General features: G+C 43.1%; 15 protein-coding genes. 2 read left to right on the top strand and 13 right to left on the bottom strand.

Annotated elements, in window-relative coordinates; translation table 11 throughout:
* Position 1 precedes the first annotated feature (1 nt).
* From BN1360_RS06260 to BN1360_RS06240, 5 genes are read right to left on the bottom strand one after another with little or no spacing between them, the layout of a single operon-like run.
* On the bottom strand, positions 2 to 772 hold the full coding sequence (locus tag BN1360_RS06260; RefSeq protein ID WP_068779036.1) for an ABC transporter permease: 771 nt from the start codon (positions 770 to 772) through the stop codon (positions 2 to 4).
* Positions 769 to 1,728, bottom strand: coding sequence for a GDP-mannose 4,6-dehydratase (locus BN1360_RS06255; RefSeq protein WP_068779035.1), 960 nt, complete (start codon positions 1,726 to 1,728; stop codon positions 769 to 771). The genes BN1360_RS06260 and BN1360_RS06255 overlap by 4 nt, the downstream gene beginning before the upstream one ends.
* A 17-nt stretch (positions 1,729 to 1,745) precedes the next feature.
* On the bottom strand, positions 1,746 to 2,708 hold the full coding sequence (gene gmd / locus BN1360_RS06250) for a GDP-mannose 4,6-dehydratase (protein ID WP_068779034.1): 963 nt from the start codon (positions 2,706 to 2,708) through the stop codon (positions 1,746 to 1,748).
* A gap of 36 nt (positions 2,709 to 2,744) precedes the next feature.
* Positions 2,745 to 3,821, bottom strand: a complete 1,077-nt coding sequence (locus tag BN1360_RS06245) for a mannose-1-phosphate guanylyltransferase (RefSeq protein WP_068779033.1) — start codon at positions 3,819 to 3,821, stop codon at positions 2,745 to 2,747.
* A gap of 1 nt (position 3,822) precedes the next feature.
* A complete protein-coding gene (locus BN1360_RS06240) occupies positions 3,823 to 5,139 on the bottom strand; it encodes a glycosyltransferase (RefSeq protein WP_229520853.1) in 1,317 nt (438 codons plus the stop codon).
* 84 nt (positions 5,140 to 5,223) lie between these two features.
* Between BN1360_RS06240 and BN1360_RS06235 the strand changes: the two genes are divergently transcribed.
* The gene (locus BN1360_RS06235; protein ID WP_068779032.1) at positions 5,224 to 7,677 is read left to right on the top strand and encodes an O-antigen ligase family protein; all 2,454 of its coding nucleotides are present in this window, start codon (positions 5,224 to 5,226) and stop codon (positions 7,675 to 7,677) included.
* A gap of 29 nt (positions 7,678 to 7,706) precedes the next feature.
* Here the strand turns inward: BN1360_RS06235 and galU are convergent, their stop codons facing one another.
* The 6 genes from galU to BN1360_RS06205 all read right to left on the bottom strand — a co-directional run bounded on the left by galU (position 7,707) and on the right by BN1360_RS06205 (position 12,496).
* Positions 7,707 to 8,591: a UTP--glucose-1-phosphate uridylyltransferase GalU gene (galU, locus tag BN1360_RS06230; RefSeq protein ID WP_068779031.1), complete on the bottom strand. Its 885-nt coding sequence runs from the start codon at positions 8,589 to 8,591 to the stop codon at positions 7,707 to 7,709.
* Positions 8,592 to 8,758: 167 nt separating this feature from the next.
* Positions 8,759 to 8,953: a hypothetical protein gene (locus BN1360_RS06225; RefSeq protein WP_068779030.1), complete on the bottom strand. Its 195-nt coding sequence runs from the start codon at positions 8,951 to 8,953 to the stop codon at positions 8,759 to 8,761.
* Between the two features lie 337 nt (positions 8,954 to 9,290).
* Positions 9,291 to 10,514, bottom strand: a complete 1,224-nt coding sequence (locus BN1360_RS06220; protein WP_068779029.1) for an FAD-dependent oxidoreductase — start codon at positions 10,512 to 10,514, stop codon at positions 9,291 to 9,293.
* A 323-nt stretch (positions 10,515 to 10,837) separates the two neighbouring features.
* Positions 10,838 to 11,386: a YeeE/YedE thiosulfate transporter family protein gene (locus BN1360_RS06215; RefSeq protein WP_195714231.1), complete on the bottom strand. Its 549-nt coding sequence runs from the start codon at positions 11,384 to 11,386 to the stop codon at positions 10,838 to 10,840.
* 34 nt (positions 11,387 to 11,420) lie between these two features.
* Positions 11,421 to 11,648 (bottom strand): sulfurtransferase TusA family protein, encoded by a 228-nt coding sequence (locus BN1360_RS06210; protein ID WP_068779028.1) that lies wholly within the window; start codon positions 11,646 to 11,648, stop codon positions 11,421 to 11,423.
* A 158-nt stretch (positions 11,649 to 11,806) separates the two neighbouring features.
* Positions 11,807 to 12,496, bottom strand: a complete 690-nt coding sequence (locus tag BN1360_RS06205; protein ID WP_068779027.1) for a YeeE/YedE thiosulfate transporter family protein — start codon at positions 12,494 to 12,496, stop codon at positions 11,807 to 11,809.
* Between the two features lie 172 nt (positions 12,497 to 12,668).
* On the opposite strand from BN1360_RS06205, the gene BN1360_RS06200 reads away from it, so the two are divergent.
* Positions 12,669 to 13,556, top strand: coding sequence for a LysR family transcriptional regulator (locus tag BN1360_RS06200; RefSeq protein ID WP_068779026.1), 888 nt, complete (start codon positions 12,669 to 12,671; stop codon positions 13,554 to 13,556).
* 135 nt (positions 13,557 to 13,691) lie between these two features.
* On the opposite strand, the gene BN1360_RS06195 is transcribed toward BN1360_RS06200, so the two are convergent.
* Together BN1360_RS06195 and BN1360_RS25875 are read right to left on the bottom strand one after the other, a co-directional pair.
* A complete protein-coding gene (locus BN1360_RS06195; protein WP_068779025.1) occupies positions 13,692 to 13,919 on the bottom strand; it encodes a sulfurtransferase TusA family protein in 228 nt (75 codons plus the stop codon).
* A 152-nt stretch (positions 13,920 to 14,071) separates the two neighbouring features.
* The coding region (locus BN1360_RS25875) for a U32 family peptidase (protein WP_229520852.1) at positions 14,072 to 14,994 on the bottom strand (923 nt) is incomplete at its 5' end.

Genomic DNA, 14,994 nt, shown 5'->3' with positions numbered 1-14,994 from the left:
ATTAAATCAAATCAGATACTTCATTGACCATTTTTTTATAAATAATCCAACCAAACAGGAAGGTAATTAGTGAAATTAGGAGTATATTAATAAAGTTCACAAAATCCCCTTTCAGAACCAAAAGTTGATATGATTCTATAAAATAATAAAGAGGATTGAATGTCATTATCCTCTTCAATCCATCCGGTAAAATATCCTTCACATATACGATTGGCGTAAGCCAAAACCAAACTTGAAGCAATATTGATGTAATTTGATTTAAATCGCGAAAATGAACATTAAGTACAGAAAGCACAAGGCCAATACCAGTACAAAAAATCTGTTGTAAAATAATTATTATTAGAACCGCTATATAATTTATGTGTAATTCATAACCAATCCCCAACAGCACTAAAAGTAATAAAGAGTAGTTTATTAGCAGTTCAATAATAGATGAAACCATCAAAGAGAAAACAAGAATAGATTTTGGAAAATATATTTTTTTTACAATGTTAGAGTTTTCTATAAAAACATTTTGGAATCTTGTAATCGTTATATTAAAAACCGTCCAAGCTAAGATCCCTGAACTAAGGTAAACACTATAATCGAATTGACTATTATTCATATTTGGCAATTTTGCAGCCATCAATTGTGAAAATACGGTGGTATAAATAAGAATGTAAGCTATGGGTAGCAGAAGATTCCAGAACAGCCCAAAAGTAGAACCCGCATATTTATTTCGAAAATCCCTCTTAACCATATCCCAAACCATATAAAAGGTACCACTTTTCATCGTTTTCCCAACCACTCTTCTTTTCTGATTTCCTCTAATACATCATTCAGGCTTTGTATAAGATCAATACTTTTCTCCCAACATACTTCTTTTGTAATTTTATCATTACTTCCATAGTACAGTGGAATATCAATCGGTCTAAATCTGTTGGAGTCAACTTCTATATCTATCTGCTTCGATGATAAGGAAATCATCATTTGCAATAAATCCTCTATTGAAGTTGCTATCCCCGAACAAAGATTATAAGTTTGACCTTTCCGCCCTTTGACGGCGGCTAGAGCGTATCCCTTCACGATATCTCTAACATCTGTGAAATCTCTTTTAGAACTTAGATTTCCTACAAGGATGACTGGATCCTGTAATCCCCTTTCAATGTCAACTATCTGATGAGCAAAGTCGGGAACAACAAATCCTTTCATTTGACCTGGGCCAATATGATTAAAGGGTCTAATATGAATAATGTCCATATCAAAAACTTCAAAAAATTGTTTGGCAAGTAATGCTGTACTCATTTTGGATACTCCGTATGGATTTAAAGGATTCGATTTACTATCTTCTGTTAAAGGAAACTCCATGCCTTCAAAGTATCCATACTCCTCCGAAGAGCCAACATTTACTATACGAATTTCACGTGATACTTGTTTAACCGCTTCAAACAAATACATCGTTTTAACCGTATTTGTAAAAAATGTACTACTTGGTTGTTCCCAAGCCTCTTTCACATTGCTTTGTGCCGCTAAATGAAAAACTACATCGGGTTTAATTTTATCGATGACTTGAATACAATTTTCTTTACTATCTAAATCAGAGATAATAACTCCATCTATTATATTAGCGGTCAGCATATTGGTTGACATCCTGCTTGTTCCAAAAACTTTGACATTTTGACTTTTTAACAATTCAGCAAGATGTCGTCCCACAAATCCATTTACTCCAGTAATTAGGGCTGTCTTCATAAACTCTCCCCTTACTACTATTTTTTGATCTTTTTCAGATCATTTTCAACCATCATTTTAACCAATTCTTCAAAGCCCACCTCTAGTTCCCAGCCAAGTTTCTCCTGTGCTTTAGAACTATCCCCTAGCAACAAATCTACTTCAGCTGGACGAACAAACCTAGGATCAATAACAACATAATCCTTCCAGTTCAATCCAACATGACCAAATGCAATTTCAATAAGCTCCAGGACAGTATGAGTTTCACCTGTTGAAATGACGTAATCATCTGGGTTATCTTGTTGCAACATCAGCCACATTGCTTTGACATAATCACCAGCAAAACCCCAATCGCGTTTAGCATCTAAATTCCCCATTCTTAGTTCACTTTGAAGGCCCATTTTTATTTTTGCTACCGCATCAGTAACTTTCCGGGTAACAAATTCCACTCCACGACGTGGAGATTCATGATTAAATAAAATACCGGAACATGCAAACATATCATAACTTTCCCGATAGTTTACAGTGATCCAGTGTCCATAAACCTTAGCCACACCGTAAGGGCTGCGAGGATAAAACGGAGTAGTTTCCTTTTGTGGCGTTTCTACAACCTTGCCAAACATCTCGCTGCTCGAAGCCTGATAAAATCTAGCCTCTGGTTTTGTTAACCGAGCTGCCTCAAGCATATTTGTGACACCCATAGCTGTCGCCTGTCCTGTTAATACAGGTTGTTCCCATGATGTGGCTACGAAAGACTGTGCAGCAAGGTTGTATACTTCGTCTGGATTCGATTTTCGAACAGCATTAATTAGAGATCCCTGATCCAACAAGTCACCTTCAATAAACTCAATTTCATTTTTTATATGCTCAATATTCTCCATCATTGGCGTACTTGTTCTGCGTCTTAAGCCATAAACCTTATAACCTTTTTCAAGCAATAATTCTGCCAAATAAGATCCATCTTGACCTGTGATCCCTGTAATCAATGCATTTTTAGCCATATTCACTTCTCCTTATATTCTTCGCTATGAATTATATTATAAATATTGTTCCAGCTTCTGCATTCTCAATTCCTTAAGAAGTAATTTAACTTCCTGAGCCTTGTCCTTATTACAAATTAATGTAACATCTTCTGTATCGACAATGATTAAATCCTCAATTCCTAATGTTGCAATAAGCTTGCCATTACTTTCAATAATACATCTCTTTGTGTCTAAATTAAGTATGTTTCCTTTAATTACATTTCCATTCTCATCCAAGTCATTAATGCGTTCAAGTGCAGTCCAACTGCCAACATCATCCCAACCGAAGATACATGGAATAACATGTATATCTTCAACCTTTTCCATGATTCCATAATCAATAGATTGATCAGGCATTTTAATAAATTCACTTTGAATAATCTCGTCTCGATCAACAGTTCCAAACGCAGTACGCATTGTCTCCAAAATATCATGCATATCCGGCATAAACTGCTGAATATATCTACGGATAACCTCAGTTCTCCATACAAATATACCACTATTCCAATAATAATTTCCTGACGCTAAATAGGATTCAGCTACTGTTATATCTGGCTTCTCTACAAATTTATTTACTTTATATACCTCTAAATGATTAATAGTCTGTTTTTTATCTGTACTTTCTATGTAACCATATCCAGTTTCAGGATAGGTTGGTTGTATCCCCAAGGTTACCAAACTTGTTTCATTTTGCGCTACTTGAACAGCAGTTTCCAATATTTTAATAAAACCCTCTTCATTCTCAATAATATGATCAGAAGGTAACACGATCATAGTACTATCTGGGTATCGTTCCTCTATTAATATTGAAGCCAATCCGATACAAGGTGCTGTATTTCGACCAACTGGTTCGATGATAATATTATTATGAGGCAAGTGTGGAATTTGCGCTTTTATTAATTCAGCGTAAAGCTCATTTGTAACTACAAAAATACGGCTGATATCTACCAATTTTTCTAATCTAGCAATTGATTGTTGAATCATAGACTTATTACCTGAAATATTAAGAAATTGCTTAGGTAAATTCGTCCTGCTCTTTGGCCAAAATCGTTCTCCCTTTCCCCCGGCCATAATCACACATGTAATATTCATGTCATCCTCCAAATTTCCACAAATGAATATAATCAAGACGTCGTTGTATTAATTCGCCTATCACCTGCGGTGAATAATACTTCTTAATATGGCTTTCACCTGTTCTAGCAATCTTGTTATAATACTCTTGATCTGAAGCAAGTCTAGCCATATACTGTGCAGCATGCCCCACATCAGGATCGGCCCAATACTGATACGACTTATATGGACCATAATCCTGTCCTACAGGAACCAATTTATAATCTACTAAGCACGAGTTGCTATTATTCATAAAATCGGTGTTAGAAGACCAATTCGTTCCTATAACAGGCTTGCCAAGGTACATAGCTTCAGCCAGACCAAGCCCGAATCCTTCACTTCTATGAAGTGAGACAAAGCAATCAGTTACTTCGATTAATGCATTAACATCGTTCCGGCTAATTGTTTCCTTTATCAAATAGATATTACGATAATCAGCTATAAGGGAATCTAAGTAGTTTAACTCGTGTTGATTACTCTTATAACAGTTGACTTTAAGCACCAAACCTACACTAAGATCATCCGGTCTAAAGGCAGCTTTGAAAGAAGCTATAGCAGCACCGGGATTTTTACGTTCCTGATAACTTTTTACATCATACATCGCTAGGAACAAGAACGTATCTTGAGGTAATTGGAAAAACTCACGGCTTCTAGCTACCTCTATATTTACTTCTATAGAGTGTGGAATTTTCACAACAGGAACAGGACTCTTTAGTGCAATTGAATCTACTACAAAAGTAGAAGGTGCCCATATTTCGTCAACCAAGCTGAAATTTTCTATCCACTCTTCTGGAAAATCTGGAAGCTCCCAATGCCAATAACCGATATTATATTTATTTTGAAATAGCTCATTCCCATAAGACGCATAGATCTCCATCATCTGTTCAGCGTTAATGTGAAATATATTAACGTTATATTTAGGTTTATTTATTTCCTTGTACATCCAGGATGTATCATCCATTCTGGCGCTGTTAGTTCCAGTGAAATTGAGAATACCAAAAGGAATACCCACTGCTTCAAGATTTCTAGCTGCAATTCTGCAGGATTCGCCAATTCCCATCTCTGCCCTTGCATACCCTAACAGGTTAACCCCTTTTTCCAAATCAGGGCTATCAATTATTTTACCCTTTGAATAATTATTCTCCAACGGATAAGCTTTTTTTAATATCGCCTTCTTTATTTTTCTACTCAGACCAGCAGGAAGAATCCGAGTTATTACGGGCTTAACTACAACAGCTAATTTATAGGTAACCTGATAAAATAAACGTTTAATATGGCACACCACCAAAACTATAGGCAATAGGTGACACGAATGGGAAATCTAGCCCCAACTCTTTCATTATGCTAAAATACTAACGTATCTACTAGCAAAGGAGAAAAATACGTGTCGAATCCAGTATACGGGAAAAAGACGGTGCAGTCGAGAAAAGGGGAAAATTTGTCTGCAGCGGTTTGGGTGTTGTTGGTTGGTTTGATTCTGTTTCTGGTGTGGTCCCCTTTCCAGGCCGGATTGTTCAATGGACTTGTTCTTAACTTTGAGAAACCGATTCTCTGGGCCGTTCTGATCGGCAGCTTGCTGATGATCGCATGGGTCTGTTCCTATTTTAAAACAATGAAGCTTGACGATCAGAGAGATTGGACAGCGGTCGCAGTACTGCTTATTCCTATAACGTATATACTTGCGTTGATTTCAACGGCTTCGCATTATTTTGCGGTGAATGCTATATTGATTCAATGCCTGTACGCATTTATGTTCATCATCGCTCTCTATTTACTGCAAAATAAACAGGCTAACGCAGCGATCGAGACCTCAATCATTACCGTTTCTTATATCATTGTTTTATTCGGCTTGTTCAACTGGCTTGGCCAAGGTAGAACGGTGTCGGCCATTGTCGGTTGGTTTACACCAACTGTAATTAACGGTCAATATAACCAAGCCATCTGGATCGACTCTAACGGTCCGCGGTTGGCCTCGGTGTTCCAGTATCCGAATACATATGCTGCGTTCCTGATGGCCTTCATGTTCGTAGCTATATTCGCGATTACGCGCTCCAAGAAATGGTGGGTTCAGGCCATTCATGCCTTTATGCTTGTGCCGATGGCTGTGTCGATTCTACTCACACTATCACGCGGTGGCTTGGTCTTCCTGCCGGTCGTATTCATCATACTGCTTCTGTTCTTGAAGCCAGCCAAGCAGCTCCTGTGGATTTTGTACTGTATCATTGCCGGTCTGGGAACCTTGTTAATCGCCAAGCCTGTGACCGACTTAGGGCAGCAATTTCATAACGGCCAAATTAATGATCCAGCCAAAGGATGGCTGTACGTCCTTGCGGCCTCCATCATTTTAGCAGTTATAGCTTGCCTGATTCAGCGTTTTATTGCACCGGTACTTGAGAGAGCCACTGATAAGTGGGCTTCCAGGAAACTCGGAAATCTGTGGTTGCCTGTTGGTTCTGTCGTTGCAGTTGCGGTAATCGTTGCCCTGTTCCTGGGAACAAATCTGAAGCATGTGCTGCCGGGCAATATCGGCGAACGTCTGGAGAACATCAACCTGCAGCAGCACAGTGTATTGGAACGTTTTACTTTCTATAAGGATGCTGTAAAAGTACTCAAGGATTATCCGGTGATTGGCGCAGGCGGTGGTTCATGGGCTTCCATTTATGAGAAATACCAGAACAACCCTTACACCAGTCGTCAAGCACACAGCTTCATTATGCAGTATCTGGTTGAAGTCGGTATCCTCGGCTTTATCATTATGTTAGGATTTTTGATCTTTATTTTTTATAAATATATCCGCGGTTATATCCGCTCGGAAGAACAAGAAAGAAGTTCATACTTTGTCTACTTTATTATTGTATTCTCGATTCTGATTCACAGCTTGATGGACTTCAATATGAGCTATGTCTTCATAGGAATGCTCGTATTCATCGGTTTAGGCGGTATGGCAGCGGCCATGGATAACCGCTTAACAGAACGAGTGAAGCTGAAGGCTTCATCGATGCGTGGCATATACAGTACCGTCATGGTGCTCGCCTCCATCTTCCTTCTCTTTACCTCGATCCGCTATATTCAAGCGAACAATGCTATCGTCAAAGGGCAGAGCTTAATGCAGACCAGTAATGATTACCAGGAGATCAAGGTGGCGTTGGATGATGCGCTGAAGAAACGCAGTGGACATCCTAATGCGGTTCTTAACATGAGTATCTTGCTTCAAGCTGGTTATGAACAAACCAAAGAAGATACTTTCTATAATGAGGAAGTCAATCTACTTACCAATGCTTTGAAAAAAGAGCCTTTCGACAAAAACATGTATGCCAAGCTCATAGCCCTCTATAAAATAAATGGAGAGACCGATAAAGCCTACAGCGTACTAAAGGATAACGCTGGCCGCTACGCCTGGGATATGAATTGGTATGAGGAATTGATTGCTCAATCCTTCGAGCTTGGTTACCAAGCGCTAGGCGCTCAAGATACCGCCCTGAAGGAACAATACTTCAAGAGTGGCTTAGAAGCTTATCAGCATGTCGTAGATGGAGTTGAGCATCTTAAGACACTGCCGGAAGGACAGATGCAAGGGAATCCGTTCGAAATCACCCAGACGATGTCGTTAAATGCCGGCAAAATGCAATTTATGCTGAGTCAGCCTGAAGCGGCGGCTCCCATTCTGAAAGCAGGCATCAAAGAGGATCTTGGTGACTCCACAAGCCAAGAAATAGCCCGTTGGTATCTGGCCGCATTGGAGAAATCCGGACAGAGCGATCAGGCGGTTTATGATAAATTGATTCAGCTTGATCCATCTATGAAGGATCAAATCAGCCAGTTGGCAGCGATCTTCTAAATAAATCAACAAATAAAAATCGGCCTCTCCTAAGAGAGACCGATTTTTTTATCTTCCACAATCTGCTTCATATAAGCTAATAAATCCTCACGCAGCTCTTGGTTCTTCAGCGCATAATGGAGCGTCGTCTTGATAAAGCCAAGTTTCTCGCCAACATCATGCCGGGTTCCCTCGAAATTATAGGCCACAATCCGCTCGCTTTCCCCTAGTTTGGAGATAGCATCGGTCAGTTGGATCTCACCATTGACCCCAACCTGCTGTTCTCCAAGGATTTCGAATATTTTCGGGGTCAGTATGTATCTGCCCATGATGGCCAGATTAGATGGCGCCTTATCAGCGGCCGGCTTCTCCACCAATTGCTTGGCTAAATAGACGCGTTCCCGAAGCTCTGAAGCATCAACGACTCCGTATCTGGACACTTCTTCCCATGGAACCGGCTGAACACCAACCACTGAAGCCCGTTCATAATCAAATACGTCGATCATTTGCTTCAAGCACGGAACCTGGGATTCAACAATATCGTCTCCAAGCAGCACTGCGAAAGGCTCGTCTCCAATAAACTTGCGGGCACACCAGATGGCATGTCCCAAACCCTTCGGTTCCTTCTGGCGGATATAATGGATGTCAGCCATCTCCGAGGACTTGCGGACTTCTTCAAGCAGATCCCATTTCTTCTTCTCGCTTAAGTTATATTCCAGTTCGAAGGAATTATCGAAGTGATCCTCGATCGCCCGTTTCCCTTTCCCCGTGACAATAATAATATCCTCAATCCCGGAGGCTACCGCCTCTTCTACAATGTACTGAATCGTAGGCTTGTCTACGATCGGCAGCATTTCCTTCGGCATCGCCTTGGTTACGGGAAGGAATCTGGTTCCCAGGCCCGCTGCAGGGATAATTGCTTTCCGAATCTTCATCTATCCCTATCTTCCCTTCCTCTAACTTCAATATGCTGCCATTATATCACAGTTCCAAGGAAATACAGATAAAAAAAGCCGCCTCCGTGAGTGAAGCCTATCAGCGGAAGCAGCCATAAATGATTATCAGTCAACAATGAAACAATAGATACGAAAATTATTAATATTTAACTCCAAAATTTGCGTAGCGTGAAGCGCTGAGATTCTTCCTCATGTCTTGCGTCGCGGTTCCACGGTTCCGGCGTATGAAGATGGCGTTCAACCCCGTATTCGATTTTATGGTACTGCTGATCGCCGTCCACCTCAATGCGTCCATGAGCCTTTGTTACCAACGATTGCATTTCGAGGAATCCTTCCAACATCACATTCACCCTCCTACAATATAGGCTAGCCATGTATTGAGCCCATTGCCTTGGCTACGCTTTCATTATATCACATTCATAATTATTTGATGCCTGATAGATAACCATTATCGCTGTCTTTAACAATGTTTTCACACAGTGTACATATTTGAGATTTGTCTGTCCACGGCGGAAAAACAACCGTCTTCCTAGCAAATACCTTAGCATAGAAAAGAACACGAACATTCGGTTCATGCCCTTTTCTTTCTCTATTCTACTTGTTCAATAAAGTCAATTTAAGTGTCGAGCATTATGATCGCGATGTTTGCACTCCCGAACTTCGATCAATCTCTCTTATCTAGGATAGAAGCTCGTTTAACTGTGCTTCGCTAATGCTTCCGGTAATCACCTTTTTCATATTTCCTTCATTGAAATAAGCGACAGCAGGTACGCTGCCCACGCCTATTCTGGCGGCAAGCCCCGGTGATTTATATACATCCACCTTAGTCACCCGCAGTTCTGCGGCATGAGCTTGTTCGAACCTCTCGATCAAAGGAAGCAGCTCGCGGCAGGCCGGCTCTGTAGCATTCCATAAATAGACGACCGAAGGCTTGCCGTGATTCTGAATCTGATTCTCATATACCTCGCCTTCGGATATATATTTTTCGACTCCGTATCCGGCAATCGCACCGTCTCCAACCGCTGTGGCCACCTGCTTCAGGAATTTATCGCAGACATCCCCAGCCGCGAACACCCCAGGAAGATTCGTCTCCATCTTCTCATTTACAAGCACATACCCGTTTCGATTCAGCTCCAGCACACCGGACAAAATTTCCGTATTCGGAATATATCCAATGAACAAGAAGCAGGTATCGATTTTTACAGGCTGCAGCTCGCCGGTTTTTAAATTTTTCAACACCACCTCCTCCAGATGATCCTTTCCCTCAAAAGAGTCCACTACCGTATTCCACATAAACTCCATCTTGGGATTACCAAGCGCCTGGTTCCGGGCAATTTCATTGCAGTCCATCTTGCCATGGTCATGCATAACGGAGACGATGACTTTGTCAGCAAACTTGGTCAGAAAAATCCCTTCTTCAATCGCGGCGTCCCCGCTGCCGATAACCATAACCGTCTTTCCCGTATTAGCCGCCGCATCACAGGTCGCGCAGAAGGAAATCCCTTTATCGTACAAATACTTTTCCTCATTCTTTGCTCCTGTCAATCTTGGCTTCCCGCCACTAGCGATGATCACGGCTCTACATTCGTATCGGACCCGAAACGTCTCTACGATCTTTACCTCATCGTCCAGCGATACCGCTTTCACATCCGTCATTTTGAAGTCGACAGCAAATTTCTTCGCCTGCTTATGAAATAAGTTCATTAACTCCGTGCCCGTTGTACCTTCAGGGAATCCGGGATAGTTCTCGATCTCATTCGTATAAGTGGCAAGACCACCCACCAGTGTCTTCTCCAGAATTAGCGTCTTGAGCCGGGCCCGCCCGCAGTAAATACCTGCGGTTAGTCCCGCCGCCCCGCCGCCGATAATGACGACATCATACTGCTCTGTTTTCTTTTCCATGTGCCTTAGCCTCCATTACCCAAGATAATGTTCAAAGAAACAGGCTGACTTCCGTCAGCCCGGCCGGTCATATCTGTACTCGCTCTTACAGCGCGCGCTTAAAAAGTCAGACTTTCTGCACCGAAGCGTATGCTTCCGATCTGCGTCTATTCAAAACACTTCAGTTAAATAAAACTTGGGTGTTAAATATCAAAATCATCCGTTATCTGCTAGGCTGATACAATTTTAGACCACAAGAAAACCTCCTTATGAATCGCGGTCGCTCATTCCTGGATAACCTAGATGGGTCTTCTTATTAAAGCAGGCCTTTTTAAACAAATCTCTTACATAAAGAATTTAGCTAATAATTTGCCGCCAATAAGCGCGCCTACGAGCAAGAACAGCCAGAAAATCCAACCTGACAGCGAGAGTGAGGAAATCGAGGTGAATAACGCCCCGATATTACAGCCGTTTGCAAGTCTTGCCCCATACCCCATCAGCAGACCACCCAGAATGGCTGCAAATATCTGCTTCATGGAGCGAATTTTCTTCAGCTTGAATTCAGAGGCGAACAGCGTAGCTAACAGTGCTCCGAGAATGATCCCTAAGTTGCGGATCGAACCGCCATCGTTCATAAATCCGTTAGATAACGTCTTCTGCGCCTTCTCCGAGCTAAAATATGCCCAGTTATCGACACTGCCGCCCACAAGCTGGTACAGCCAGGCACCCCAATCCGCAAAGGCACTCGTTACCCCCCAACCTTTAGAGAATACGGCGAGATGAGCCGTAGCGAACACGCCAAGCAGCACAGCTCCGGTCACATAAGTAAACGGCTCCTTCAATAACTTCTTATAGAAGCGGTTAGATGATATTTTCAACCAAAATGCATTCACCGTTCCATCACCATCCTTTTATCATCCCACAGCCCTATTTGGCCTTCTCAATAACGATTTCCCATTCTCCGTCATCGATTTCTTCAATCTCAACGTTGTGTCCCTGCTTTCTGGCCCATTCCGGTACATTCTTCATGGCGCAGCTATGGTCAATCGCTACAACCAGCACATCCCCAACCTTCAGCTCTGCCATCTTTTTTTCTGTTCTCATCAAAGGGACCGGACAAGCCTCTCCCATACAATCCAAAGTAAATTCTGCCATTGTTATAACCACCTTTTATTAAATAATTGATCATTTCTTATACGCACTCTAGGTCAGAGGTATCATTACAGAACAATATTAGTGAAACATTTCACTTTGTATTGAAAAATAAATACTTATCCTGGAATAACCATATCAATAATTCTTCAACCTTACCTTTACTCCGAACTGCCCATCTTCTTCTCCTGCCATTTAACAGAAGCGATGTAAAGCAATAAAATAATCAGGAACTGCACGAGCAAAGCACCCAACCAGCCAAATACGTCTGGCAGGAAAACCGATGGCGCATCCTTGATGACATGTGCCCGCCACCAGCCCATATCATGTGCCCCCCATAGCGAACCGATCACAAAAAACAGCAAAGCGAGCATCTGCATCGTAAAGCCTTCCCCAACCCGCATTAGCGTTCCGGAAGCACAGCCGCCGGCAATGACCATTCCGATTCCGAAAATAACCGCCCCAACGATTAGAGCCAGACTGATCTGACCGACATTATCCATGCCGGGAATCGGATTTCCACCTGTGAACGCTGCATACTTGATCGCCGTAAAGCCAATTGTAGCGATGGAGCAGGCGATTAATACAGCTCTTGTCACTGAAGTGCTCCCCGTAATCCAAGGATCTCTCATTGAAGCGGTGAAGCAGAATCTTGATCTTTGCAGAATCACGCCAAAGGCAAGCCCAAATAACAGATAGGTAACCATCTTGTCATTGTAATGATGCAGGTAAAATCCAAATCCAATGACGAGAGCTGTAGCCAACAAAGCGAAGGGCAGCTGACTCTTCTTCGGTTTTCTAGGTGCCCGGGTACGAGCGGATTTTGTTGCGGGACTTGCGTTTTGTCCCATTCATGAACACCTCCAGCATTAAAGTCAATTGACTATGTGAAAATAATAACATTCTTTCTATTCCCGTAGTCATCGGCTTTTTTGATACTGCATAAGATTTTCTTATGGCAAATTGATCATAGACAGGTGTGATATACTTTGTTCAAAGGTTGACAACAGGAGGGGTATATCGATGAATTTGGAAACGCTTAAATTATTTCTTGATATTTCCATACTCAAGAGCATCTCCAAAGCAGCGCAAAAGTCGCATATTACTCAATCCGCGCTCAGTCAACAATTAAAGTCCTGGGAGACTACACTGGGGACAGAACTGCTGCAAAGGAGCAATAAAGGCGCCAAACTTACGGAGGCAGGAGTGATTGCGAAGAAATACGCCCTTCAAATCTGCAAGCTGTATGAGGATATGGTTACAGAGATCGGGCAGTTACAGCCCTCTGAATGCCAGCTATCGATCTATGCCATCCCTGAGGTGTGCAATTATGCTCTGCCCTGCACTTTATTTGAAGTGAAGAGGCATTTTCCTCATTTTCACATTTCATTAAATGAAGCCCTCAGCTCACAAGTTGAAGAGCATGTTCTGCTGGAAGAGGGGGATATCGGGTTCATCTCCGGTCCATCCTCTAATCCGGGAATAAGCTCCAACCCGGTATTCTCCGATCAGGTCATTCTCGTAACCAGCAGTTCCAAACCGAGCCCTAATGAGATTGATATCGAGGAGCTGCACCGTTATCCTTTGATCTGGTCGACACAGCTCTGCTGCGTCCAGCGTACACTGGCCCGAACGCGGGTCGATGATCATGCGAAATTGAACATTCTTTACAACCTAGACTCCATTGAGGCCGTGAAGCTGGCAGCCATCAAAGGTCATGGCGCAGCATTTTTGCCGTATATGTCCATAAAAAAAGAGCTCTACAGCAAGCAGCTCAAAGCGATTCATATTCGCGATTTTCAGGTATATAACGAGGTCCATATGATTAAGAAGCAGGATCAAAAAACAAATCGCAACACAAAGCAGTTAATTCAATACATTGAACAGACCTTAATTGATACGTTGTGTTAAAAGAAATAGCAGCGCTTAAACTTCAATAAATATGTCATAATGAGGCTGCCGAGCTGATTATGCTCCTCTCTTGCGCCCAATCCATCAATCCCAGGTCTCAGCTGGGCTACAGGGGGGCTACACACATTGCAGCATTCAATCCGGCAAGTTCGCTTCGATGCTGATCTCCCACACACCATTGATCACTTCCTGGATCGAGCAGCGCAGATTGGTCTTATCACAATATTCCGTAATCGACTTCCTCGCACAGCTATGGTCCGTGATGAGCAGTACCCTCCCACCGCTTCGAATGGCTTGCTGGTGCTTCTTCAGCATCATAACCGGAACAGGACAAATTTCTCCCAGACAATCGATTTCAATCATCTAAGCTTACTCCCCTTCCATGTAGTTTCCGAATAAAAACAGTATAGCTTAAGTCTTTTAATTCGATTATGAACTGCTTCACAAAGGCTTTATTACCTAAAATAAACCTCCCCAACCTAAGCAAGCCTAAGTTGGGGAGAAGTTGTGTTCATTTATTTCACTAGCTGGCCACGGGTAACACCCAATTGGTTGGTCGCCTTCAGCGTACGCCAGACTTGTGTACCGCTGATCTCACCATGAAGCGCACGGGTGTATAAATCGATAACCTCGTGGACTTTGTCCGGTGTCTCTTCCAGAAACTCTATACGATATCTGGACACGCCCAACTCAAGGAAGTGGCTCAAATACTCCGCACCGGATTGTTCGATTGCGTTATAGACTGTATTGCGGCAGCCTTCGTCTACGCGAACCGGGTGGGACATGCCAATCCGGTCTTGCAGTGAGGCACGGTGTTCCTCACAAGGACGGCCGCAGTTAGTATAATTGGTGCCCTCGCTCAAGAAGGTACAATATACGCAATGCTCGGTATGGAACATGGGAAGATGCTGATGGATCACGACCTCCAGTTGATCGGTCATGCTCTCGCCAAGTAAATCAACCATTTGCTGGATGTTCAAGTCATAGGACGGCGTCACGATGTCGCAGCCCGCGTCCAGGAACAGCTCCACCGATTTATGATTGGCGATATTCAATGAGAAGTCGCCGATCAGCTGCGGGTGGAACGCATCCGGGTTCTCCTGGCGGTGGCGCAAGTAGTAATAGAGCGCACCGGTATTGCGCACGAGAACGGCGTCCGGCTGCAGACGCAGAATATTGTTATGATAGCCGTTCTCGCCCGGCATATGGATGCGCGGCGTTGCCAGCGCGATTCGCTTGCCGGCGGCCCGAACGGCATCCACCGCTGCCGGGAACTGCTTGATGAACTCGAAGTCGGCGTAGATCATATCCACGCCGGCCTCGAGCGCAGCCTGCACCTGCGGCAGGCTGCGGCACAACGCGGTGAGCTGCGCTTCACCGCGGGCCACCGCGCGGCGCTGCGACCGAGTCGCAGCAGCGCCCGCGCCATGCGGCCCCT

The organism is Paenibacillus sp. GM2, assembly GCF_900069005.2.
In the GTDB taxonomy this organism is placed as follows: domain Bacteria; phylum Bacillota; class Bacilli; order Paenibacillales; family Paenibacillaceae; genus Fontibacillus.
The sequence above is the reverse complement of the archived record's forward strand: the minus strand, read 5'-3'. Positions and strand labels throughout refer to the sequence as shown.

Bases quoted from the DNA above. Each gene is read 5' to 3' on its own strand.
- BN1360_RS06260 (WP_068779036.1), bottom strand. From the start codon at position 772: ATGAAAAGTGGTACCTTTTATATGGTTTGGGATATGGTTAAGAGGGAT.
- BN1360_RS06225 (WP_068779030.1), bottom strand. From the start codon at position 8,953: ATGTTGGAAGGATTCCTCGAAATGCAATCGTTGGTAACAAAGGCTCAT.
- BN1360_RS06200 (WP_068779026.1), top strand. From the start codon at position 12,669: ATGAATTTGGAAACGCTTAAATTATTTCTTGATATTTCCATACTCAAG.
- BN1360_RS06245 (WP_068779033.1), bottom strand. From the start codon at position 3,821: ATGAATATTACATGTGTGATTATGGCCGGGGGAAAGGGAGAACGATTT.
- gmd (WP_068779034.1), bottom strand. From the start codon at position 2,708: ATGGCTAAAAATGCATTGATTACAGGGATCACAGGTCAAGATGGATCT.
- BN1360_RS06255 (WP_068779035.1), bottom strand. From the start codon at position 1,728: ATGAAGACAGCCCTAATTACTGGAGTAAATGGATTTGTGGGACGACAT.
- BN1360_RS06195 (WP_068779025.1), bottom strand. From the start codon at position 13,919: ATGATTGAAATCGATTGTCTGGGAGAAATTTGTCCTGTTCCGGTTATG.
- galU (WP_068779031.1), bottom strand. From the start codon at position 8,591: ATGAAGATTCGGAAAGCAATTATCCCTGCAGCGGGCCTGGGAACCAGA.
- BN1360_RS06220 (WP_068779029.1), bottom strand. From the start codon at position 10,514: ATGGAAAAGAAAACAGAGCAGTATGATGTCGTCATTATCGGCGGCGGG.
- BN1360_RS06210 (WP_068779028.1), bottom strand. From the start codon at position 11,648: ATGGCAGAATTTACTTTGGATTGTATGGGAGAGGCTTGTCCGGTCCCT.
- BN1360_RS06205 (WP_068779027.1), bottom strand. From the start codon at position 12,496: ATGGGACAAAACGCAAGTCCCGCAACAAAATCCGCTCGTACCCGGGCA.